At 61.6% G+C, this 20441-nt stretch carries 18 protein-coding genes and 2 rRNA genes; 12 read left to right on the plus strand and 8 right to left on the minus strand.

Features of this window, described 5'->3' with window-relative positions; genetic code table 11:
* Positions 1-48: 48 nt before the first annotated feature.
* Positions 49-1143: a M35 family metalloendopeptidase gene (locus BI344_RS00515; protein ID WP_071111029.1), complete on the minus strand. Its 1095-nt coding sequence runs from the start codon at positions 1141-1143 to the stop codon at positions 49-51.
* Positions 1144-1409: 266 nt separating this feature from the next.
* Here BI344_RS00515 and queC point away from each other — a divergent pair, with 266 nt between their 5' ends.
* The 10 genes from queC (at position 1410) to BI344_RS00565 (ending at position 8299) form a co-directional block, all read left to right on the plus strand.
* The gene (gene queC, locus BI344_RS00520; protein WP_071111030.1) at positions 1410-2111 is read left to right on the plus strand and encodes a 7-cyano-7-deazaguanine synthase QueC; all 702 of its coding nucleotides are present in this window, start codon (positions 1410-1412) and stop codon (positions 2109-2111) included.
* 1 nt (position 2112) lies between these two features.
* Positions 2113-3132 (plus strand): 6-pyruvoyl trahydropterin synthase family protein, encoded by a 1020-nt coding sequence (locus tag BI344_RS26295; RefSeq protein ID WP_071111031.1) that lies wholly within the window; start codon positions 2113-2115, stop codon positions 3130-3132.
* Between the two features lie 23 nt (positions 3133-3155).
* The gene (gene queE, locus BI344_RS00530; RefSeq protein ID WP_071111032.1) at positions 3156-3791 is read left to right on the plus strand and encodes a 7-carboxy-7-deazaguanine synthase; all 636 of its coding nucleotides are present in this window, start codon (positions 3156-3158) and stop codon (positions 3789-3791) included.
* 334 nt (positions 3792-4125) lie between these two features.
* Positions 4126-4377, plus strand: coding sequence for a BufA1 family periplasmic bufferin-type metallophore (locus BI344_RS00535; RefSeq protein WP_071111033.1), 252 nt, complete (start codon positions 4126-4128; stop codon positions 4375-4377).
* Between the two features lie 92 nt (positions 4378-4469).
* On the plus strand, positions 4470-4733 hold the full coding sequence (locus BI344_RS00540) for a BufA1 family periplasmic bufferin-type metallophore (protein WP_071111034.1): 264 nt from the start codon (positions 4470-4472) through the stop codon (positions 4731-4733).
* A gap of 61 nt (positions 4734-4794) precedes the next feature.
* Complete coding sequence (bufB, locus tag BI344_RS00545; RefSeq protein WP_071111035.1) at positions 4795-5619, plus strand: MNIO family bufferin maturase; 825 nt, start codon at positions 4795-4797, stop codon at positions 5617-5619.
* Positions 5606-6370: an HvfC/BufC family peptide modification chaperone gene (locus tag BI344_RS00550; RefSeq protein WP_071111036.1), complete on the plus strand. Its 765-nt coding sequence runs from the start codon at positions 5606-5608 to the stop codon at positions 6368-6370. The genes bufB and BI344_RS00550 overlap by 14 nt, the downstream gene beginning before the upstream one ends.
* The gene (locus tag BI344_RS00555) at positions 6367-6840 is read left to right on the plus strand and encodes a DoxX family protein (RefSeq protein ID WP_071111037.1); all 474 of its coding nucleotides are present in this window, start codon (positions 6367-6369) and stop codon (positions 6838-6840) included. The genes BI344_RS00550 and BI344_RS00555 overlap by 4 nt, the downstream gene beginning before the upstream one ends.
* Positions 6841-6916: 76 nt before the next feature.
* On the plus strand, positions 6917-7765 hold the full coding sequence (gene serB / locus BI344_RS00560) for a phosphoserine phosphatase SerB (RefSeq protein ID WP_071111038.1): 849 nt from the start codon (positions 6917-6919) through the stop codon (positions 7763-7765).
* Positions 7766-7774: 9 nt separating this feature from the next.
* Complete coding sequence (locus tag BI344_RS00565) at positions 7775-8299, plus strand: hypothetical protein (protein WP_071112007.1); 525 nt, start codon at positions 7775-7777, stop codon at positions 8297-8299.
* A gap of 9 nt (positions 8300-8308) precedes the next feature.
* On the opposite strand, the gene moaA is transcribed toward BI344_RS00565, so the two are convergent.
* Entirely contained in the window at positions 8309-9283 is a 975-nt protein-coding gene (gene moaA / locus BI344_RS00570; RefSeq protein ID WP_071111039.1) for a GTP 3',8-cyclase MoaA, read from the minus strand.
* A 559-nt stretch (positions 9284-9842) separates the two neighbouring features.
* Between moaA and BI344_RS00575 the strand changes: the two genes are divergently transcribed.
* On the plus strand, positions 9843-11756 hold the full coding sequence (locus BI344_RS00575) for a S53 family peptidase (protein WP_071111040.1): 1914 nt from the start codon (positions 9843-9845) through the stop codon (positions 11754-11756).
* Positions 11757-11829: 73 nt separating this feature from the next.
* Here BI344_RS00575 and BI344_RS00580 read toward each other — a convergent pair whose 3' ends face one another.
* From BI344_RS00580 to BI344_RS00590, 3 genes are all read right to left on the minus strand, one after another.
* On the minus strand, positions 11830-13809 hold the full coding sequence (locus BI344_RS00580; RefSeq protein ID WP_071111041.1) for a methyl-accepting chemotaxis protein: 1980 nt from the start codon (positions 13807-13809) through the stop codon (positions 11830-11832).
* Between the two features lie 351 nt (positions 13810-14160).
* On the minus strand, positions 14161-14451 hold the full coding sequence (locus BI344_RS00585) for a glycine zipper domain-containing protein (protein WP_071111042.1): 291 nt from the start codon (positions 14449-14451) through the stop codon (positions 14161-14163).
* A 120-nt stretch (positions 14452-14571) separates the two neighbouring features.
* Complete coding sequence (locus BI344_RS00590) at positions 14572-15312, minus strand: acetoacetate decarboxylase (RefSeq protein ID WP_071111043.1); 741 nt, start codon at positions 15310-15312, stop codon at positions 14572-14574.
* A gap of 28 nt (positions 15313-15340) precedes the next feature.
* Between BI344_RS00590 and BI344_RS23535 the strand changes: the two genes are divergently transcribed.
* Positions 15341-15898: a hypothetical protein gene (locus BI344_RS23535; protein ID WP_139166835.1), complete on the plus strand. Its 558-nt coding sequence runs from the start codon at positions 15341-15343 to the stop codon at positions 15896-15898.
* Here the strand turns inward: BI344_RS23535 and BI344_RS00600 are convergent.
* The 3 genes from BI344_RS00600 to BI344_RS00610 form a co-directional block, all read right to left on the minus strand.
* On the minus strand, positions 15895-16944 hold the full coding sequence (locus tag BI344_RS00600; protein WP_420912596.1) for an oxidoreductase: 1050 nt from the start codon (positions 16942-16944) through the stop codon (positions 15895-15897). The two genes, BI344_RS23535 and BI344_RS00600, sit on opposite strands and share 4 nt — an antisense overlap.
* Positions 16945-17089: 145 nt before the next feature.
* Positions 17090-17204 (minus strand): 5S ribosomal RNA (gene rrf / locus BI344_RS00605).
* A 130-nt stretch (positions 17205-17334) separates the two neighbouring features.
* Positions 17335-20230, minus strand: a 23S ribosomal RNA gene (locus BI344_RS00610).
* Positions 20231-20441 lie beyond the last annotated feature (211 nt).

Below are 20441 nucleotides of genomic sequence, written 5' to 3' on the forward strand. Positions count from 1 at the left end.
CGCAGCAGGCGCCGCGGCGGGGATGGAACGGTCAGACAACCGGCCTAATCACTGCTGCGCCGGAGTATTCTCGGCGAAATATTCATGATTGTCCGCATTGTCCAGCGCCTGGGCGGGACTGCTCTTGGCCAGGTTTTTGGCGCCGGCCTGGCCGTAGACATGGTCCTGAGTGCCCGCGACGACGGTGAAATGCGACAGCTCATGCACCAGGGTGCCGCCCTTGGAGTCGGTTCCCTTGGTCGGAGCGGTCCAGAACGCGCCGCACAGGTAAACGGTGTAAGGCTGCGACGGATAAACGTAGGCATAAGTGCCGCCGTCGGTGCAGCTGCAATCCAGCTGGATCGGTTTGCTGTCCAGCGCATCCTTGATCTTCACGTAATGCGACTTGGCTGTGGCCCAGTTAGCCTGGCTGAACTTGCCGAACCACGTGGTATAGCGCGGAGTGCTGGATGGCGAGCCGTTCAGATAGGCCGCGGCCTCATCGGCCATCGCGCCCGCCGCCACCACGCCGTCGCGCGATTGCGACTGCTGGCTCACCGAGCAATTGCCGGCGTAACTGACGCCGCTTACCGCGCTGCGGCTGAGCGCCTGCCACTCCTGCTTGGCGGTGCGGGACTTGGTCAACAAGGAGCTGACGTGGCCCGAGCTATAGACGCCCACCACATTGGAGGCAATCGCCTCGTCCGCCTGCGGAGCCGCGGCCTGCTTGGCGCTGACGCCGGCCGGCAGGCTGCGGTTGAGCACCTTGTTGCTGCTGCTTTCAAAGCGGACGCTCAACTGGCCGGCCTTGGACAGGTCGTAGTACTCGGACACCCTCACCTTGGCGCTCAGCGTGGCGCCGGGAGCCAACGTCACGGTATCCCGCAGCGACGGCACCACGCGCTTGTAGCGCGGCCCCAGATACTCGACCGGCTTGCCGTCCACGTTCACCGCCAGGAATTGCTCCTGCAGATCCTTGCCCGGCACAAACCAGCGGTAGACATGCAAGGTCTCCTTGCCGGTATTGCGATAGGTCAAGGCCACATCAACCTCCTGGCCGGCGCTGATCACAGGCTGTCCCAAACTGACCTGCAGATCTGCGGCATGGGCTGCGGAAGCGGCCAACAGCAGGGCCGACACGGCGATAGGCAATCTCTTGTCCATTTTTTTCCCCTTTATTGGGTGTTTTTTACATCACGAAAAGTTATAAAGAACGCATTTGTCATGCGAATATAATTAATTGCATGAACAAGCCATGATCGCAATCAATAAAATCCGCATCGTTGCAATAATTCCACATGTCATAAAAATGCCACTCGTTTCATAGCCAACATCGCTGGGCTATAGTGGGGTAGAATTTAAGGTTACCTGCGCTGGGTGAGACCGATCCCGGCGCGCCGTTGCAACCCTCGACTGTTTTTCGACGGACTATGAATCAAGCATCTGAAAAGGCCCTGGTGGTTCTCTCCGGCGGCCAGGACTCCACCACCTGCCTGTACTGGGCGCTGCGGCGCTTCGGCGCCGGCAATGTGGAAGCTGTAACCTTCGACTACGGCCAGCGCCACCGCGTCGAACTGGAGTGCGCCAGGAAAATCGCCGCCCTCGCCGGCGTGCGCCAGACCGTGCTCCCAATCGATACCTTCGCCGCCATCGGCGGCAACGCGCTGACCGACGACAGCATCGCGCCGGAGTCCGGCGCGCGCGACGACGACGCGCTGCCCAACACCTTCGTGCCCGGCCGCAATCTGGTATTCCTCACCTTCGCGGCCGCCTTCGGCTACACCCGCGGCGCCCGCCATCTGGTAGCAGGAGTCGCCCAGACCGACTACTCCGGCTACCCGGACTGCCGCGAAAACACGCTGAAGGCGCTGGAAGTGGCGCTGCGGCTGGGCATGGATAGCCGGGTGGAGCTGCATGCTCCGCTGATGTATCTATCCAAGGCTGAAACTGTGACGCTGGCGCAACAGGTAGGCGCCATGGACGCCCTGGCCTGGAGCCACACCTGTTACAACGGCGAGGTGCCGCCTTGCGGCCGCTGCGCGTCATGCGAGCTGCGCGCCAAAGGCTTCGCCGAAGTGGGCGTGGCCGACCCGCTGGTAGCGCGCTGCCAGGCGGAAGCGCAAGGAAACTGACATGCACGCCTGTTACATGATGGCCGACGCCGGCTTTGAAGCGGCGCGGCGGCTGCATGCCGCTCCTGGCCGCGAAGCCCGCCTGCATGGCCACAGCTTCCGCCTCAGCGCCCGCTGCGAAGCCCAATACACCGACCAGGCCGCGCTGCAGGCAGCGTTGCAAGCCGCTGTGGCGCCACTGGATTACGCCGACCTCAACGCCGTGCTGGCCGCCTGCGACGACCTCGCCCTGGCTCGCCATGTGGCCCATGCCCTGCCCCATCCGGCAGCCATCAAGCTGCAAGGCGCGCCGGACCGCGGAGTGATGCTGGATGGCGCCCGGACACTGGTCTGGCTGAACGTGTCGTTCGAGGCCGCCCACTATCTGCCGCATGTGCCGGCGGGACACAAGTGCGGCCGCCTGCACGGCCATGGTTTCGGCGTGCGTCTGGCGGCCGATGCCGCCGGCTGCAGCCAGCATGATCTGGCACGCGCCTGGGCGCCGCTGCACCGCCGCCTCGACCAGCATTACCTCAACGACATCGCCGGGCTGAACAATCCGACCAGCGAGGTGCTGGCGCACTGGCTGCATCAGCAGTTGCAAGGCGAGCTGCCGGGACTGGCCTGGGTGGAGGTGCGCGAGACGCACAGCGCCGGCAGCCAGTTCGACGGCCAACGCTTCCGCATCTGGAAAGAACAGCGCTTCGAAAGCGCCATGCCCTTCGACGCGGCCGGCAACTACACCGGCCACAGCTATCTAGTGCGGCTGATGCTGGCCGGCGACATCGACCGCACCATGGGCTGGCTGCTGGATTTCGGCGATGTGAAGGACCGCTTCAAGCCCATCTACCGCCAGTTGGACCACAACCCGCTGGACAAGCTGTCCGGGCTGCGCAGCCGGGACAACGCCGCCGTGGCCGAGTGGATCCATGCCCAACTGTCGCCGCTGGTTCCGGAGCTGGCCCGCATCGACCTGATGGAAAACGAGCACGCCGGCGTGTCGCTGCACTTCAATCAGGACATGCGCTGGCCGCTGCTGTAAGCCATCCACTTCGAGATACCGCTGTGACTACCTATACCGTCAAGGAAATCTTCTACACGCTGCAGGGCGAGGGCCGCCAGGCCGGTCGCGCCGCGGTGTTCTGCCGCTTCGCCGGCTGCAATCTATGGTCGGGCCGCGAGGAGGACCGCGGCAAGGCGGTCTGCCAGTTCTGCGATACCGACTTCGTCGGCACCGGCCCGGACGGCGGCAAGTTCAGCGGCGCGGCCAAGCTAGCGGCGCGTATCGCCAGCGAATGGCCCGAGGACGCAGGCGGCGTGCGCTACGTGGTGTGCACCGGCGGCGAGCCGCTGCTGCAACTCGACGAAGCGCTGATCCGCGCGCTGCACGCCGAGGGCTTTGAAGTGGCGGTGGAAACCAACGGCACCATCGCCGCGCCGGCCGGACTGGACTGGATCTGCGTCAGCCCCAAGGCGGGATCGGAGCTGAAGCAGCTGTCCGGCAACGAGCTGAAGCTGGTCTACCCGCAACAGGCGCAACTGCCGGAAACCGTGTCCCATCTGGATTTCGACACCTTTTACCTGCAACCGATGGACGGGCCCGACATCGCCGCCAACACCCGCGCCGCCATCGAATACTGCATGGCCCACCCGAAATGGCGGCTGTCGGTGCAGACCCACAAGGTGGTGAATATCCGCTAAAGGCCCAGTCAGGCCGTGCAATGCGGCCTGGCTTTCCCCCTATCTCCTTCTCGCCACGCCAATTAGGTCAAACGGCCTGCGCATGCGATCTATGCGTCCATGATAAAGCGCACTATAACGACGGGAGCATCAACACCGGATGATATGTGGCAGTCGTCCGGCACGACGATCCTGGCGCGCTGGAATATTTTTTCCCCTCCCGCGTAAGAAAGCCGAAGACACCCCGACTCAACCTTTGTCAGGCGATGCTTCAGCCCACCAGGACTGTAATGACCCGCCACTTCCGGCGACCAATCGCCATTCACCGACTTGGTGAACTTCCCAGGAGAAAGCCATGAACCGCAACAAGACTCTGATCGCATCCGCACTCGGCGCCGTCATCGCCATGGGCGTACTGGCCAGCACCCCGGCGGCAGCGGCCGATAAAGACCCGTGTTTCGGCATCGCCAAGGCCGGCCAGAACGACTGCAAGAACGCCAGCCACGCCTGCGCGGGCCAGGCCAAAACGGACAATGACCCGACCGACTTCAAGCTGGTTCCAGCCGGCACTTGTCAGCAAATGGGCGGTCAAAGCAAGCCGATGTAATTTTCCCTGGTGGCAACCCCAGCCACTTTGATTACCATACGTTCACCGCCCGGCAGCTTCGCCTGCCGGGCCATACCACCCAGGAGTCAGACATGAACCAGAACAAAGCCCTCATCGCATCCGCGCTCGGCGCCGTCATCGCCATGGGCGTCCTCACCGCCGCTCCGGCGTCCGCCGCAGACAAGGAAAAGTGTTACGGCATCGCCCAGGCGGGCAAGAACGACTGCGCCTCCGCCACCGGCGCCCATTCCTGCGCCGGCCAGGCCAAGACGGACAAGGACCCGGGCGACTGGAAATACGTGGCCAAGGGCAGTTGCGAAAAGATGGGCGGCAGCACGGCCGTCAAAAAAAACTAAGCCTGACCGCAACAAGCCCGCTTCCCGGCGGGCTGTCCTCCCGCCCTACAGGAAGTCATCGATGTCCATCCTGCCCAATGTCTGTGGCATAGGCCTGCGCGCCCCGCACTACCGCGAAACGCTGGAAACCCTGCCGCCGCTGGGCTGGGTTGAGGTGCATAGTGAAAACTTCTTCGATGGCGGCACGCCGCTCGCCATGCTCAGACGCGTGGCCGCCCACTGGCCGCTGTCGCTGCATGGCGTCGGCCTGGGCCTGGGCTCCTGTCCCCGCCCCGACGCCGCACACCTGGCGTCGCTGAAGCGGCTGGTGGACGAGCTCAATCCAGCATCCATCTCCGAGCACCTGTCGTTCAACCATTCGCCGCTGCGCTACGTCAACGATCTGCTGCCCGTTCCGTACACCCGCGCCGCGCTCGACGCGATCGCCGGCCATGTGGCGGAAACCCAGGACACGCTGCAGCGCCGCATCCTGCTGGAAAACCTGTCCAGCTACGTCGAGTTTCCCGGCAATGAAATGAACGAGGGCGAATTCCTGGCTGAATTGGTGCGCACCACCGGTTGCGGCATCCTGCTGGACGTCAACAATCTCTACGTCAACCGCGTCAATCTCGGCACCGACACCCGCGCGGTGCTGGCGGCCCTGCCCGCCGACGCGATAGGTGAAATCCACCTGGCCGGCTACAGCGAGCGCGAGGGCCTGCTGGTGGACACCCACAGCCAGCCGGTGCATGACGGCGTCTGGCAATTCTTCCGCGAAGTGATCGCGCAGATCGGCCCGCGGCCGACCCTGATCGAATGGGACATGGAGATTCCACCGCTGGCGGTGCTGCTGGACGAGGCCGCCAAGGCGCAAGCGATACTGGAGGCCCGCCATGAATTGGCATGACTGGCAAAGCGCATTGCTGGAGGCGATTGCCGACCCCGCCCAGCAAGAGCCTCCCGCCGGGTTGCAGCTGCGGGCCGCCGGACTGGCGGTATACCGCAACAACTACCGGGTCGGCCTGATCGACGCGCTGTCCCACAGCCACCCGGTTTGCCTGCAGCTGGTGGGAGAGGAGTTCTTCACCGCGCTGGCGCGCAAATACGTCAAGGGCCACGCTTCGCACAGCGGCAATCTGCACCTGTACGGCGATGCCTTCGCCGATTTCATCGCCGGTTTCGCACACTGCCGCGACCTGCCCTACCTGGCCGATGTCGCCCGCCTGGAATGGGCGGTGCACCGCAGCTACTACGCCGCCGACATCCAGCCGCTAGACAGCGGCGCGCTGGCTGCCATCGCTCCGGAACAATGGGACCAGCTCTGCTTCACACCCTTGCCGGACGTGGCGCTATGCCCCGCCGCCACTCCGGCGGCCAGCATCTGGCTCGCGCACCGCGATGGCGGCTCGCTGGAAGGCATTTTGCAGCGACCGGCGGAAAACACCCTGGTGCTGCGCCGGCATGGCGAGATCCAGATGCTGGCGCTGGATCCGGCCCGCCACGCTTTTTACGCCGCGCTGTTCAAGCGGCAACCGCTGGGGAACGCCATCGGCCCGGCCCTGCAGCTCGATGAAGGCTTCGATCTGCAGGCCGCCTTGCTCGGCCTGTTTCAGCCACCCCTGCTCTCCGCCATCCACTTGCAAGGCTCAAGCACATGAACAAACCCCTCCAAGCTCCCGTATGCGCCTATCAGCTGTTGATCCGCGCCGGCAATCTGCTGCAGCCGCTGGTGCTGCTGTTGCTGCGGCTGTGGATCGCCCATGTCTTCTTCAGCTCCGGCCTGACCAAGATCGCCGACTGGGACGTGACTCTGGCCTTGTTCACCGACGAATACCATGTACCGCTGCTGCCGCCGGCCGTGGCCGCGGTGATGGCCACCTGCGGCGAACTGGGCCTGTCTTCCTTGCTGGCATTCGGGTTGGGCGGACGCTTCGCCGCCGCCGGCCTGTTCATTCTCAACGCTGTCGCCGTCATCAGCTATCCGGACCTGACCGAAGCCACGCGCCAGTTCCACTATTTCTGGGGCGCGCAGATCCTGGTGCTGCTAGCCTTCGGCCCCGGCCTGGTGTCGCTGGACCGACTGGTTCAATGGTGGCTGCAAAAGCGCGGCGGCCATTCCCAGAGCTGACAAAACCCGGTTGCGGAGCGGAAAACGGTAAAAGACGTGGCATAATAAAGCAAACCACCCTGATGCCGATCGCACAATGAGCACACTGAAAACCCTGGTAGTACTCGCTCCGCAACCGGACCCCCAGCACATCACCGACATCGCCCATCTGGCGGAGGCCCCGCATCTGGACCACCCCGGCGCCGATATCGTGCGCATGCGCGGAGCCAAAGCGGAACGCCGCCAGGAAGTGATCGCGCTGTGCCACCGTCACGGCTACGACGCCGCCTACATCGACAACGGCAAGCATCTGGGCGACTTCCGCCTGCTGGTGTCCGACATGGACTCCACGTTGATCAATATCGAGTGCATAGACGAAATCGCCGACATCAAGGGCATCAAGCCGCAGGTGGCGGAGATTACGGAAAGGGCGATGCGCGGCGAACTGGACTTTTCCGCCGCGCTGCAGGAAAGGGTGGCGCTGCTGGCAGGCCTGCCGGAATCGGCATTGGAACAGGTGTACCGCGAGCGGCTGCGGCTCAATCCCGGCGCGGAGCAGCTGCTGTCGGCCTGCCGCAGGCTGGGTATCAAGACCCTGCTGGTGTCCGGCGGCTTCACCTATTTCACCGACAGGCTGAAAGCCGACTACGGCCTGGACTACGCCTACGCCAACCAGCTGGAAATCGTCGATGGCCGTCTGACCGGCCGCCTGAGCGGCGAGATCATCGACGCCGTCGCCAAGAAACAGCTGCTGATGGCGACCCGCTCCGCGCTCAAGCTGAAGCCGGAGCAGGTGATGGCTGTCGGCGACGGCGCCAACGACTTGCCGATGCTGCAAGAGGCCGGCACCGGCGTCGCCTATCACGCCAAACCCAGGGTCAGCGCCGCAGCCGACATCGCCATCGAGCACGGCGGCCTGGACGCCATCCTGCAGCTGTATCACTGAGCGATGGACATGCAAGACACCAAGGCCCCCGACCTGCTGCAACTGGATACCGTCAGCTTTGATGCGGATCTGCCTTTTCTGGCGCAGGTGCGGGAGGGCGACTACTCGCCGCGGCTGCAGAGGGAAACCCGGCTGGCGCTGCGCGTGCTGGCCGCGCCGGGCGAAACGCCGGACGACAGCAACCCGGTGCTGCTTAGACTGGAAGCCAAGCTGGACCTGGCGCTGGAGGTTTCGCTACTGGAGCGCCACCCGGACCGCCCCACCTGCACGCCCTGCCGGCTGGGCCTCAATTCGGTGGCCTGGCAGGATAGCCAGTCCTGGCCGCTGGGCCAGCCGCTGCTGATCTCGCTCTACCCCAACCCGGACTCCGCGCTCAGCCTGTGCCTCAATGGCTACGTCACCCAGTGCGACAGCCTGTCGCAACAGCACCATCTGCTGGTTGCCGACATTCGCGGCACATTCGATCTGGACACCCATCTGATGTGGGAGAAATGGGTATTCCGCCGCCACCGCCGCGCCATACTGGAGCGCTGAGGCTCCGGCTCAACCGCCGGTCATCGACATGAAGCGCACCAGCTTCTGCGGCTGCTCGAGAAACTCGTGGCGCTCGGGTTTCAGCTCTATCGCCAGCCGGATCGCCTCCTCCAGGCCGGCATCGTCAATGCCGGCGCGCAGCAAGGGCCGCAACTCCATCTTCTCCTCCTGCCCCAGGCACATGTACAGGGTGCCATCCACCGACAGCCGCACGCGGTTGCAGGTCGCGCAGAAGTGCTGCGAAATCGGCGTGATCACCCCCAGCGAAAAGCGGCCGTCGGCGCTGCCCCAGTAGCGGGCCGGCCCGCCTCCCAGCGTACAGGTCTGCGCCACTAGGCCAAACTGGCCGCATAAACGCCGCAGCACCGGCTGTAGATCAAGATAATGCGCGGCGCGGCCGGTATCGCCCATCGGCATGGTTTCAATCAACCGCAGGATGAAGCCATGCTCGATGCAGAAAGCGACCATGGCTTCGATGTCCTGCTCGTTGACCCCGCGCATCGCCACCATATTGATCTTGATCGGCGCGAAGCCGGCGGCCTTGGCCGCCATCAAGCCCTCCAACACCCGCGGCAGGCTGTCGCTGCCGGTGATCTGCTCGACGCAATCGCCGCGCAGCGAATCCAGGCTGAGATTGATGCGGCGCACGCCGGCCTGCCGCAATGCCAGCGCATGACGCTGCAGCTGGGTGCCGTTGGTCGTCAGCGACAGGTCGTCCAGCCCGGGCAGGGCGGACAGCCTGGCCGCCAGTTCGGGCAGATTGCGTCTGAGCAGCGGCTCGCCGCCAGTCAAGCGCACGCGACGGGTACCCAGCCGCGCAAACACCGCCACCACCCGCTCGATTTCGTCGAAAGTCAGCCAGTTGGCCGGCTCTTCGAAACCCTTGAAGCCCTTGGGCAGGCAATAGCTGCAACGCAGGTCGCAGCGGTCGGTCACCGACAGCCGCAGATACTCGATGGCGCGACCAAAACGATCAATCAGCATGCATCCTCCAACACCTTCTCTCACTTGATTCCATTTGGTCGCCGTCGCCGACGCAATCTGTCGCCATTTTGGCAATTTGACACTGCCGCTCATCACAACAGCTAACAAGCTCTATCTGAATTGTACTGCAGCAGTCCCCGCTTCACCGCTCAACATCATCGATAGCTGGCAAAACCAAAATGCATAACCATTGCCGCAGCAAAACCCGCGACTTCGCGGCATCGATCATACCAATGTCAGGCCATACGCATGAAAAATCCCGCAACATTAATTGAAAGCACCAGCTACTTAACATTTAGATCAACAAGTTAGCAATAATTTACTGACAAAATTGCCATACAGAATGTTACAAAAACACTCAACTTGTCACAATTCGCCGTTCTTATACTGGCCTCTCCAGTTTAATCAAATTGGATATCCCGCCGATCATGAAAACACAGCGCAGCCGGACTCGCCAACACTCGGCAAGTCCCGCCCACAGATCGCAAGCGGCAGGATAGGGCCGCCATCCGCCATGCCGCGCGGACCCGGCCCGGCCCCTCAAAGGAGAACTAGAAACATGGCAAATGCCTTCAAAATAAAAATGGTGGTCGCCGCCCTGGCGGCAGCGGTTTCCTCCAGCGCGATGGCCGCCGCGGCCTTCGATCTGGGCAAGGTCGAACAAGCCGCGCCATCGCAACAACTGACCGTGACCGTAGCCCTGAACCTGCGCGACCGCGACGCCGCCACCCGCTATCTGCAAGCGGTTCACAGCCCCGCCGACGCCAACTATCACAGATTCCTGACCCCGGCCGAGTTCCGCGCCCGCTTCGCGCCCAACGACGCCACCGTCAGCCGCGTCAGCGCCCACCTGCAGGCCGCCGGCCTGACCGTGAAGCGCATAGGCAGCACCCTGCTGCAGGTCAGCGGTCCGGCCGCCACCGTGCAACAGGCCTTCGGCGCGGAAGTCCATGTGTTCCAAAACAAGACCGCCGTCCAAGGCACAGCCCGCTACATCGCGCCAGTGCGCACCGCGACGCCCAAGGTTGACCTGAGCGAAGTACAAGCCGTGATCGGCCTGGACAGCCGCCCGCATTTCCGCCCGCACCTGCGCCAGGTGCCCAACCATCTGCAACCCTCTCTCGGCAAGGGTGCCAGCGCGGTGACCAGCGGCAACGCCCCCGGCCAGTGGACCGTGACCGACCTGGCGCGCCACTATGACATCACCCCGCTTTACAACAAAGGCATCCATGGCAAGGGCAGCACCATCGGCATCGTCACCCTGGCCAGCTTCACGCCGTCCGACGCCTTCCAATACTGGAGCGCCGTCGGCCTGTCCACCGACCCCAACCGCCTGAGCATCGTCAACATCGACGGCGGTCCCGGCGCGCCCAGCGACACCGGCGGCTCCGACGAGACCACGCTGGACGTGGAGCAATCCGGCGGCATCGCTCCGGACGCCAAGATCATCGTCTACCAGGCGCCCAACACCACCCAGGGCTTTGTCGACGCCTTCGCCCAGGCCATAGAAAGCAACAGCGCCGACACGCTGTCGGTCAGCTGGGGCGAGTGGGAATGGTTTGACCAGCAAAGCCAGGCGGTGGACCCGGTGAACGGCAAGACCACCAATGTGCTGCAGGCCTACCATGACCTGTTCCTGCAGGCCGCGCTGCAAGGCCAGACCCTGTTCGCGGCCTCTGGCGACTCCGGAGCCTACGATGTCAACCGCGCCGCCCCCCTGCCGCAATACAACAAGGTGCTGTCGGTGGACAGCCCCGCCAACCAGCAATTCATCACCGCGGCCGGCGCCACCACCGTTCCCACCACTCTCACCTTCCACCCCAACGGCAAGGAGATGAAAGTGAAGATCTCCACCGAGCGCGCCTGGGGCTGGGACTACCTGAACGGCCTGTGCAAGGCGCTGGGCAAGGATCAGGTGGCGTGCGGCATCTTCCCGGTGGGCGACGGCGGCGGCGTCAGCGGCTTCATCAGCCGTCCGTTCTACCAGAACTGGATACCCGGCATGCAGAACACCCCAGCCGGCCAGCAACTGGTTGATAGCAGCCAGACCCCGCCGCAGGTGATCGGCAGCGTGCCGGCCAACTTCAAGGGCCGCAATCTGCCCGACATCTCGATGAACGGCGACCCGGAAACCGGCTACGTGGTGTACTACACCTCGGACAAGAACGGCTTCGCCATCCAGAGCAACAGCGGCGGCACCAGCTTCGTCGCGCCGCAGCTGGCCGGCATCACCGCCCTGCTCAACCAGTCGATGGGCGGCCGCCTGGGCCTGCTCAACTTCTCGCTGTACAGCCTGCTGGCCACCGGCCACGCCTATCACGGTTTCGGCCACCACGGCGCGCCGTTGCGCGACATCACCGCCGGCGGCAACTGGGGCTACAACGCGCACCGCGGCTACGATCAGGCTACCGGCGTCGGCGCGCCCGACGTCGCCAACCTGGACGCGGCGCTGCACCGCTACTTCTGGTTCTGATCCAGCCTTAGGCTGGCAACGCAAACGGCCTTCGCACGCGAAGGCCGTTTTTCCATTCATCGCAGTCAGCCCGTCAGGCGTGACGGAAACGGTCCACCAGCGCCGCCAGCTCCGAAGCCGAGCGGTTCAAGCTCATCGACAGCGTCGCGACCTCCTTGACCATGCCGGAGTTGTCTTCGGCCAACGAGGCGATCACGCAGATATTGTTGGCCACCTCGGTGCTGGCCTGGCTTTGCTCGACCATCGCCGCCGCCGTGCCATGGCTCTTGCTGGCGGCCTCCGCCGCCTCGCCATGGATATGGTTAAGATCCTCCACCGTGAGGCCCACCATCTTCAAGCCCGACTCCATCCGCTGCCTGGCCTCTTGCATATGCAGGGCGGCGGTCCGGGTTTCATCGCGGATATCCTCGATCAGCGCGGTGATGTCCAGCGTCTCCTTGCCGGTGCGCTCGGCCAGTTTGCGCACTTCGTCCGCCACCACCGCGAAACCGCGCCCCATCTCGCCGGCTCGCGCCGCTTCAATGGCGGCGTTCAGCGCCAGCAGGTTGGTCTGATCGGCGATTTCCCGGATCGCCGTGATGATGGAGCGGATGTCTTCCGACTTTTGCTGCAAGGTCTCGATGCGGCTGCCGGCGTTGTCCAGCACCGCGGCGGTCTGACTGATGGCCGAGGCTGTGTCCTGCATCCGCTCGCGGCCGTCGGTGACGCTGCCCTGCATCTGCCGCGCCACCGTCAGCGACAGGCGGGTATTGTCCGATACCGACTCGATCCCGGCGGTCATCTGCTCCACCGCCGCCGCGATTTGGGCGGCGGACTCGCTTTGCGAAGTCGCAGCCTCCGACGCGCGTCGCGAGATGTCCAGCATGGCGCTGGCTGCGTCTACCACCTGATGCGCATTGTTTTTCACCTGGTTCAGCGTCTGGGCGAAGGCCTCCACCAGGTGGTCAAAAGCCTGTCCCATCCGTGCCACCTCGTCCGATCCGCGGATGCCGGCGCGCGGCCCCAGGTCCAGATCCCGGCTCATCGAAGTCATCATCCGTTCGAGCAAGTGCACCGGCCCATGCACGCTGCGATAGATTAGCCAGCCCATCGCGCCCAGCAGCAGGATCACCGCTCCCGAACCACCCAGAGTCAGCTCCAGATCGGTCCGCGCCTGCTCCACCTTGCGCGCCACCTGCTGCGACAGGTCCTGCAGCAGCTGGTCCTGCAAGGCCTTCAATGCCGCGATCCGCGCGGTGGCTGCCTGAAACCAGTCCGATGCCGTCACACCCGGCGCTTGTCCCAGCGGCTGTTGCAACAATTTGCCGCGCAACGCCAGCACCGCCTGGGTTTCCGCCCCCTGGTCCAGGGCCTCCATTTGGCTGCGCAGCGCCGCCGATGCCATCAACTTGAACTGTCCCTCGCAAGCCTGCTGCCGCGCCGCCAAGCCGGCCGCCTGGGTCAGGCTGGCCTGATTGAAGCCGGCGCCGCTCAGCACGCCGTTGACAAAACCGCGCTCGCGTCCGGCGAATTCCTTTTCGCATTGCAAGCTGAGCAACGCCGCCGTGCTGCGCAGCAAATCGCCATCGTCATTGGCCTGAGCCAGATGAGCGATCATGGCGATCAATCCGTCGATCCGCGCGGAATAAACGGCGAAAGCGTCCGCCGCCGCAATCGTCCGGTTGCCGGTCTGCTTGCGCAACTCCGGCACCGCCTCCAGCGCTCGCGCGGTCCCCGCCGCATCCGCGCCCAGCGCCGAACCTGCCAGGCTATCCGCCTGCAGGCGGAAACCTGCCACATCCTTGTCGCTTTGGGCCTGGGCCTGAATCAGCGCATCCGGCGGCGATGCCGCCTTGCCGCTCAGGAAGCCATTGGTCAGCCCCCGCTCGGTCTGCAGGTCGTGAATCAACTGGCTGGCGCTGCCGGCCAGGCTGATCAGCTGGTCCGATTGCCGCAACTCGTCCAGCGTGCGCAGCCTGCCCATGGCCAGCACCGCAGCCAGCAGGATCAGGACAAGGGAGAAGGGAATGATCAGCAGCAACAGTTTGCTGGCCAGCGACAGGCGCGACAACATGATTCAGCCTCCCAGGCGGATCGGACGTGAGGCTGGCGGCCGCAAGCGACGCGCCGGAAACATCCGATGACGACAATCCCGGCCGCCAACGCCAAGGTTTGGCGGACTGCCGCGCAAGCATGCCGAAAACACGGCCAAGACGAGCAAGCAAGCCGTAAACCGGCTCATCGGCCACAGCATCCCGCTCCGCCCCGTCCTGCAGTTGAAATCAGACGGATGACGGCATGCTCCACCCCCATGGGCGGACGATAAAACAATGATCCGCATCAGTACTATTACTAGTACATCCGTGCAAAAAACGCCCGGAAACCGGGCGTTTTTCAAAGGGGGACGGACTGAGGCGGCAAGCGCTTATCGGCAATGCCGGCGGCGATGCCTGTGCTTGCAGCGATAAGCGCGCCTATCGCTGGCTGCTTCGCGCCGGTCGGACTTGCCATAACCATTGCCGATGGCAGCGCCGGCGCCGCCGCCGAGCGCACCGCCGATGATCGCGCCATCGCGGCCTCCTACCGAATGGCCAATCGCCGCGCCAGCCGCACCGCCCAGCGCGCCTCCGACGATGGTATTAGTGGTGGTATCCGCAAGGGCGGCCCCAGCAGACAGCGCCAGCCCGATGACAAACATCAGAATGCTCGACTTCATTTCGTACACTCGCCTGAAAGTTGAAGCCAGAGCATAAAGGCTGCCCCGCCAGTTCGTCTGTATCTAAATGTTAGCGATTATTCACATTTATTTACATGGCACCATCCACCCCGGCATCGGCTATTGCTGCAGATAGTCGAATGCCACCGATCCCAGATCCAGCGTCAGGTCGCAAATGAAATGATGCGCCGACAGCACCTCCAGCACCGGCAGCTGCGCCACCGGCGCCAATGCGTGCGGATGTAGCTCCAGCGCGCCGGGAGAGCTCCATGCGCCCTTGATGGTGACATCGCTGGTGTAATAACGCACCAGCTCGCAGATCCGCGGCGTGCCATCCACATGGGGAATGATCTTCAATAGGAAATTGGGCTCTGCCATGCTGGTTTGCAATGCCGCATGATCCAGCGTCTCATACTTGTAGCCCATGGTGCCGGTGGCGATGCGCAGCGGCCCGAAATCCAGGCTGCCGATCAAGGTGTCGCGCTGCACCTCCAGCCGCGGCTTGCCGGCCTTCTTCGGAAACCCCCACAGCTCCCTCCCGCCGGCAATCGGCGGCAAATCATCCAGGTACATCGAATGGACATAGCTGCCACGCGTGCCATGGAAGGTCACCGGAATCACTTGGCCGCTCTCGGAGTAGTCGCCGAAACCAGTCGAATCGGGCATGCGGATGAACTCATACTTCACGATCGCCCCATCCGCCTGCAGCGGCTCCGGCAATATCGCCTGGATGGCTTCGGGATCGGTACGATAGGTAATGACCATATATTCCCGATCGCAGAAGCGGTAAGGCCCCGGCGGAAAGGCCGGGCTGGTCAAGGGCATGGCAAAGGCACGACGACGCACTTCTTCCGGCTTCATAGAGAACACTCCTTGAAAAACACGAAGAATGACAACATGCAACGACAAATTACTGATTTATATTGAGCTGACTCAACATATTCCAGATGGAAATCCGGCTCAATACGCAGAATTGCCAGACGGATATGCCGCTTTGCCGCAGTTATTCCGTTCGCAAAGCGGCAATGAAGAGCATGAAAGGAAAATTGACGCAGCCGACGTCGCCGCCCATCATAACGGATGCATTGCCAACCATTGGACATGCCCAATAGCCAAGCACACAGGACCGCATATGAACGCCGCCAAAAAAATCCGCCGCTTCATCGAAGAAGGCCATGACCCGCAGCAGATGCAGGTACTGAAGGAATTGGCCTCCTCGCTGGAGATGGGCCGCTCTTTCGATCTGAGCCAACTGTACGACATCGACATGCGCTACTTTGATGTCGCCATAGACCTGCTGAAAGACTGGCGCTTCGACCACCACATCAGCTCGCGCAGCAAGCTGCTGGAGCAACTGCTGACCGAAATCGCCCCTGCGCAGCAAGCCTCGCCCGAAGCGGACGGCAACGGAAAAAGCTGCCGCGGCAAAGACAAGAGCAAAGGCTAGGCCAAAGGCTGCATCACGGTCTTCCAGGACTGTTGGGCAGCGCTTTCCAGTCCAAGTTCCAGTAAAACCATCACCTGCCAGGCCTCTCGCGCCGCCACCGGATTGGCGGCGCCATCCAGGATCGCATCGCGCACTCCGGCATAGTAGCAGGTGTAATCTCCAGTCTCTCCGGGATACTCCACCGGCTCGCTTCCGGCGAGCAGCAAGCGTCCGGGCGTGGCATCCCGCCCCCATTCCGCCTGACCTGGCCGGCCACCGGCCTTCAACGCGTCTTCCTGCGGATCCAGTCCGTATTTGGTGAAGCTGCCGCCGGTGCCGTGAATCGCGAAACGCGGGCCGGCATCCGCCACCAAAGCGCTGGCATGCAGAATCACCCGCTTGTCGGCATAGCGCAATTGGGCATGAAACCAATCGTCGGCTTGCGCGCCGTCGCGCAATGCCGCTCGCTCCAGCATCATGGCCAGCGGGGCGCCAAAAAGTCGCAGCGCCTGATCCAGCAAATGCGGCCCCAGGTCATACCACAAGCCGGCGCCAGCCTGGGCCGACTCGCGCCAACGTTCGCGTACCTGGGGCCGGTAGCGGTCGAAATGCGACTCGAAATGCGTCACCCGTCCCAACGCGCCCTCCGCCAACAACTTTTGCACCGTGAGGAAATCGGCATCCCAACGGCGATTATGAAACACCGACAGCAGCAAGCCGGCTTGCTCGGCCTGCGCAGCCAACTGACCCGCCTCATCCGCCCGCACGGTGAACGGCTTGTCCACCACAACATGTTTGCCGGCCAACAGCGCCGCCCGAGCCAATGGAAAATGACTGTCGTTTGGCGTGGCGATCACGACCAGATCCACATCCGAGCCGGTCAACAGCTCCTCCGGCGATGGAAAAACCCGAACCTCCGACAAGGCGCTCCGGACCAGTTCAGGCCTGCTCGAGGCCACTGCCATCAACTTGACGCCAGGTGTCGCGACCAGCAGTGGCGCATGAAATGTCGCCCCCGCATAGCCAAAGCCCAGCAGCCCCACTCTCAATAATCGATCAGACATCATCGTCTCCCATGACAAACCATCATGATACGACTACCGACTGAAACGAAAAAACCCCATAGAATCGGTCCATGGGGTTTCAACAAACTCATCCGGCGCGCCAAACGCAAAAACCCCAGCTCATTGAGCTGGGGTTCCGCTATCGGGCGTCTGGCGGTGTCCTACTTTCACATGGCGAATGCCACACTATCATCGGCGCTAAGGCGTTTCACGGTCCTGTTCGGGATGGGAAGGCGTGGGACCACCTCGCTATGGCCACCAGACATAAACTGGTACAAACTCAAGAAGCCTGAACTCGTCTCTCAACGCGTTCTGAATATTTTTTCGGGTACTCAATTGTGTCGCACTCACACTCCATCTTCGTCACTCAGTTTCCCAAGCCACTCAAATGATAGGATCAAGCCTCACGAGCAATTAGTATCGGTTAGCTTCACGCCTCACAGCGCTTCCACACCCGACCTATCAACGTCCTGGTCTCGAACGACTCTTCAGGGAGGTCTAGCCTCCAGGGAAGTCTCATCTTCAGGCGAGTTTCCCGCTTAGATGCTTTCAGCGGTTATCTCTTCCGAACTTAGCTACCCGGCGATGCCACTGGCGTGACAACCGGTACACCAGAGGTTCGTCCACTCCGGTCCTCTCGTACTAGGAGCAGCCCCCGTCAAACTTCCAACGCCCACTGCAGATAGGGACCAAACTGTCTCACGACGTTTTGAACCCAGCTCACGTACCACTTTAAATGGCGAACAGCCATACCCTTGGGACCGGCTACAGCCCCAGGATGTGATGAGCCGACATCGAGGTGCCAAACACCGCCGTCGATGTGAACTCTTGGGCGGTATCAGCCTGTTATCCCCGGAGTACCTTTTATCCGTTGAGCGATGGCCCTTCCATACAGAACCACCGGATCACTATGTCCTGCTTTCGCACCTGCTCGACTTGTCGGTCTCGCAGTTAAGCTACCTTTTGCCATTGCACTATCAGCACGATTTCCGACCGTACCTAGGTAACCTTCGAACTCCTCCGTTACACTTTGGGAGGAGACCGCCCCAGTCAAACTGCCTACCATGCACTGTCCCCAATCCGGATCACGGACCAAGGTTAGAACCTCAAAGGGGTCAGGGTGGTATTTCAAGGTTGGCTCCACCTGAACTAGCGTCCAGGCTTCATAGCCTCCCACCTATCCTACACAAACCACTTCAAAGTCCAATGCAAAGCTACAGTAAAGGTTCACGGGGTCTTTCCGTCTAGCAGCGGGTAGATTGCATCTTCACAAACACTTCAACTTCGCTGAGTCTCAGGAGGAGACAGTGTGGCCATCGTTACGCCATTCGTGCGGGTCGGAACTTACCCGACAAGGAATTTCGCTACCTTAGGACCGTTATAGTTACGGCCGCCGTTTACCGGGGCTTCGATCAAGAGCTTGCACCCCATCACTTAACCTTCCGGCACCGGGCAGGCGTCACACCGTATACGTCCACTTTCGTGTTGGCACAGTGCTGTGTTTTTGTTAAACAGTCGCAGCCACCGATTCTCTGCGACCTGTCATAGCTTCAGACGCGAAGTCTTACACCACAACAGGCATACCTTCTCCCGAAGTTACGGTATCAATTTGCCGAGTTCCTTCTCCTGAGTTCTCTCAAGCGCCTTAGAATTCTCATCCTGCCCACCTGTGTCGGTTTGCGGTACGGTTCTTGTGTAGCTGAAGCTTAGTGGCTTTTCCTGGAAGCGTGGTATCAGTCACTTCAGGTCCGTAGACCCTCGTTATCACGTCTCGGTGTTAAAGAAGAGCGGATTTGCCTACTCTTCACACCTACCGGCTTGAACAGACTATTCCAACAGTCTGCTGACCTAACCTTCTCCGTCCCCACATCGCACTACACAAAAGTACGGGAATTTTAACCCGTTTCCCATCGACTACGCTTTTCAGCCTCGCCTTAGGGGCCGACTCACCCTACGCCGATGAACGTTGCGTAGGAAACCTTGGGCTTTCGGCGAGCGGGCTTTTCACCCGCTTTATCGCTACTCATGTCAGCATTCGCACTTCTGATATCTCCAGCATGCCTCTCGACACACCTTCACAGACCTACAGAACGCTCCCCTACCACGGACACATTTGACTGTGCCCATCCGCAGCTTCGGTTATCAGTTTGAGCCCCGTTACATCTTCCGCGCAGGACGACTCGACCAGTGAGCTATTACGCTTTCTTTAAATGATGGCTGCTTCTAAGCCAACATCCTGGCTGTCTATGCCTTCCCACTTCGTTTACCACTTAACTGATCATTTGGGACCTTAGCTGGCGGTCTGGGTTGTTTCCCTCTTGACAATGGACGTTAGCACCCACTGTCTGTCTCCCATGCTGGCACTTTCCGGTATTCAGAGTTTGCCATGGTTTGGTAAATCGCAATGACCCCCTAGCCATAACAGTGCTTTACCCCCGGAAGTGATACATGAGGCACTACCTAAATAGTTTTCGGGGAGAACCAGCTATCTCCGAGTTTGTTTAGCCTTTCACCCCTATCCACAGCTCATCCCCTAGTTTTGCAACACTAGTGGGTTCGGACCTCCAGTGCGTGTTACCGCACCTTCATCCTGGCCATGGATAGATCACTCGGTTTCGGGTCTACACCCAGCGACTGATTCGCCCTATTCGGACTCGGTTTCCCTACGCCTCCCCTATTCGGTTAAGCTTGCCACTGAATGTAAGTCGCTGACCCATTATACAAAAGGTACGCAGTCACGGAACAAGTCCGCTCCCACTGTTTGTATGCATCCGGTTTCAGGTTCTATTTCACTCCCCTCCCGGGGTTCTTTTCGCCTTTCCCTCACGGTACTGGTTCACTATCGGTCGATCACGAGTATTTAGCCTTGGAGGATGGTCCCCCCATCTTCAAACAGGATTTCGCGTGTCCCGCCCTACTTTTCGTATGCTTAGTACCAAGAATGCGTTTTCGTGTACGGGGCTATCACCCACTACGGCGGTCCTTTCCATGAACCTTCCACTAACTCAATCTCTATCACATACAGGCTGTTCCGCGTTCGCTCGCCACTACTTACGGAATCTCGGTTGATTTCTTTTCCTTCAGCTACTTAGATGTTTCAGTTCGCTGAGTTCGCTTCCTCAGACCTATGTATTCAGTCTGGGATGACCCCTAAGGGCCGGGTTTCCCCATTCGGATATCGCGGGATCAAAGCTCTATTGCCAGCTCCCCCGCGCTTTTCGCAGGCTTACACGTCCTTCATCGCCTGTGATCGCCAAGGCATCCACCAGATGCACTTAGTCGCTTGACCCTATCATTTCAGTAACCTACGTCACTTCATGACAGAGCGTGTTTGCGCGACGACTGCACCGCCCCTTTTGATATGGCGACGCAGCCTTAGATACAATCAAATACCCAAGATGACGATTTGTCCGCGTACAGAATTAACTCTACGCTTTCATTTCGCCGTCTTATATATTCGGCTTCTTCAGTTTGTTAAAGATCGGGCGTTAAAATTACAA

It is taken from the genome of Chromobacterium sphagni, assembly GCF_001855555.1.
Classification (GTDB): Bacteria; Pseudomonadota; Gammaproteobacteria; order Burkholderiales; family Chromobacteriaceae; genus Chromobacterium; species Chromobacterium sphagni.

What these genes read in the sequence shown, in the direction of transcription:
- BI344_RS00515 (WP_071111029.1), bottom strand. Translation starts at nt 1,143, where the DNA reads ATGGACAAGAGATTGCCTATCGCCGTGTCGGCCCTGCTGTTGGCCGCT.
- queC (WP_071111030.1), top strand. Translation starts at nt 1,410, where the DNA reads ATGAATCAAGCATCTGAAAAGGCCCTGGTGGTTCTCTCCGGCGGCCAG.
- BI344_RS26295 (WP_071111031.1), top strand. Translation starts at nt 2,113, where the DNA reads ATGCACGCCTGTTACATGATGGCCGACGCCGGCTTTGAAGCGGCGCGG.
- BI344_RS00535 (WP_071111033.1), top strand. Translation starts at nt 4,126, where the DNA reads ATGAACCGCAACAAGACTCTGATCGCATCCGCACTCGGCGCCGTCATC.
- BI344_RS00540 (WP_071111034.1), top strand. Translation starts at nt 4,470, where the DNA reads ATGAACCAGAACAAAGCCCTCATCGCATCCGCGCTCGGCGCCGTCATC.
- bufB (WP_071111035.1), top strand. Translation starts at nt 4,795, where the DNA reads ATGTCCATCCTGCCCAATGTCTGTGGCATAGGCCTGCGCGCCCCGCAC.
- BI344_RS00550 (WP_071111036.1), top strand. Translation starts at nt 5,606, where the DNA reads ATGAATTGGCATGACTGGCAAAGCGCATTGCTGGAGGCGATTGCCGAC.
- BI344_RS00555 (WP_071111037.1), top strand. Translation starts at nt 6,367, where the DNA reads ATGAACAAACCCCTCCAAGCTCCCGTATGCGCCTATCAGCTGTTGATC.
- serB (WP_071111038.1), top strand. Translation starts at nt 6,917, where the DNA reads ATGAGCACACTGAAAACCCTGGTAGTACTCGCTCCGCAACCGGACCCC.
- BI344_RS00565 (WP_071112007.1), top strand. Translation starts at nt 7,775, where the DNA reads ATGCAAGACACCAAGGCCCCCGACCTGCTGCAACTGGATACCGTCAGC.
- moaA (WP_071111039.1), bottom strand. Translation starts at nt 9,283, where the DNA reads ATGCTGATTGATCGTTTTGGTCGCGCCATCGAGTATCTGCGGCTGTCG.
- BI344_RS00575 (WP_071111040.1), top strand. Translation starts at nt 9,843, where the DNA reads ATGGCAAATGCCTTCAAAATAAAAATGGTGGTCGCCGCCCTGGCGGCA.
- BI344_RS00580 (WP_071111041.1), bottom strand. Translation starts at nt 13,809, where the DNA reads ATGTTGTCGCGCCTGTCGCTGGCCAGCAAACTGTTGCTGCTGATCATT.
- BI344_RS00585 (WP_071111042.1), bottom strand. Translation starts at nt 14,451, where the DNA reads ATGAAGTCGAGCATTCTGATGTTTGTCATCGGGCTGGCGCTGTCTGCT.
- BI344_RS00590 (WP_071111043.1), bottom strand. Translation starts at nt 15,312, where the DNA reads ATGAAGCCGGAAGAAGTGCGTCGTCGTGCCTTTGCCATGCCCTTGACC.
- BI344_RS23535 (WP_139166835.1), top strand. Translation starts at nt 15,341, where the DNA reads ATGACAACATGCAACGACAAATTACTGATTTATATTGAGCTGACTCAA.
- BI344_RS00600 (WP_420912596.1), bottom strand. Translation starts at nt 16,944, where the DNA reads ATGATGTCTGATCGATTATTGAGAGTGGGGCTGCTGGGCTTTGGCTAT.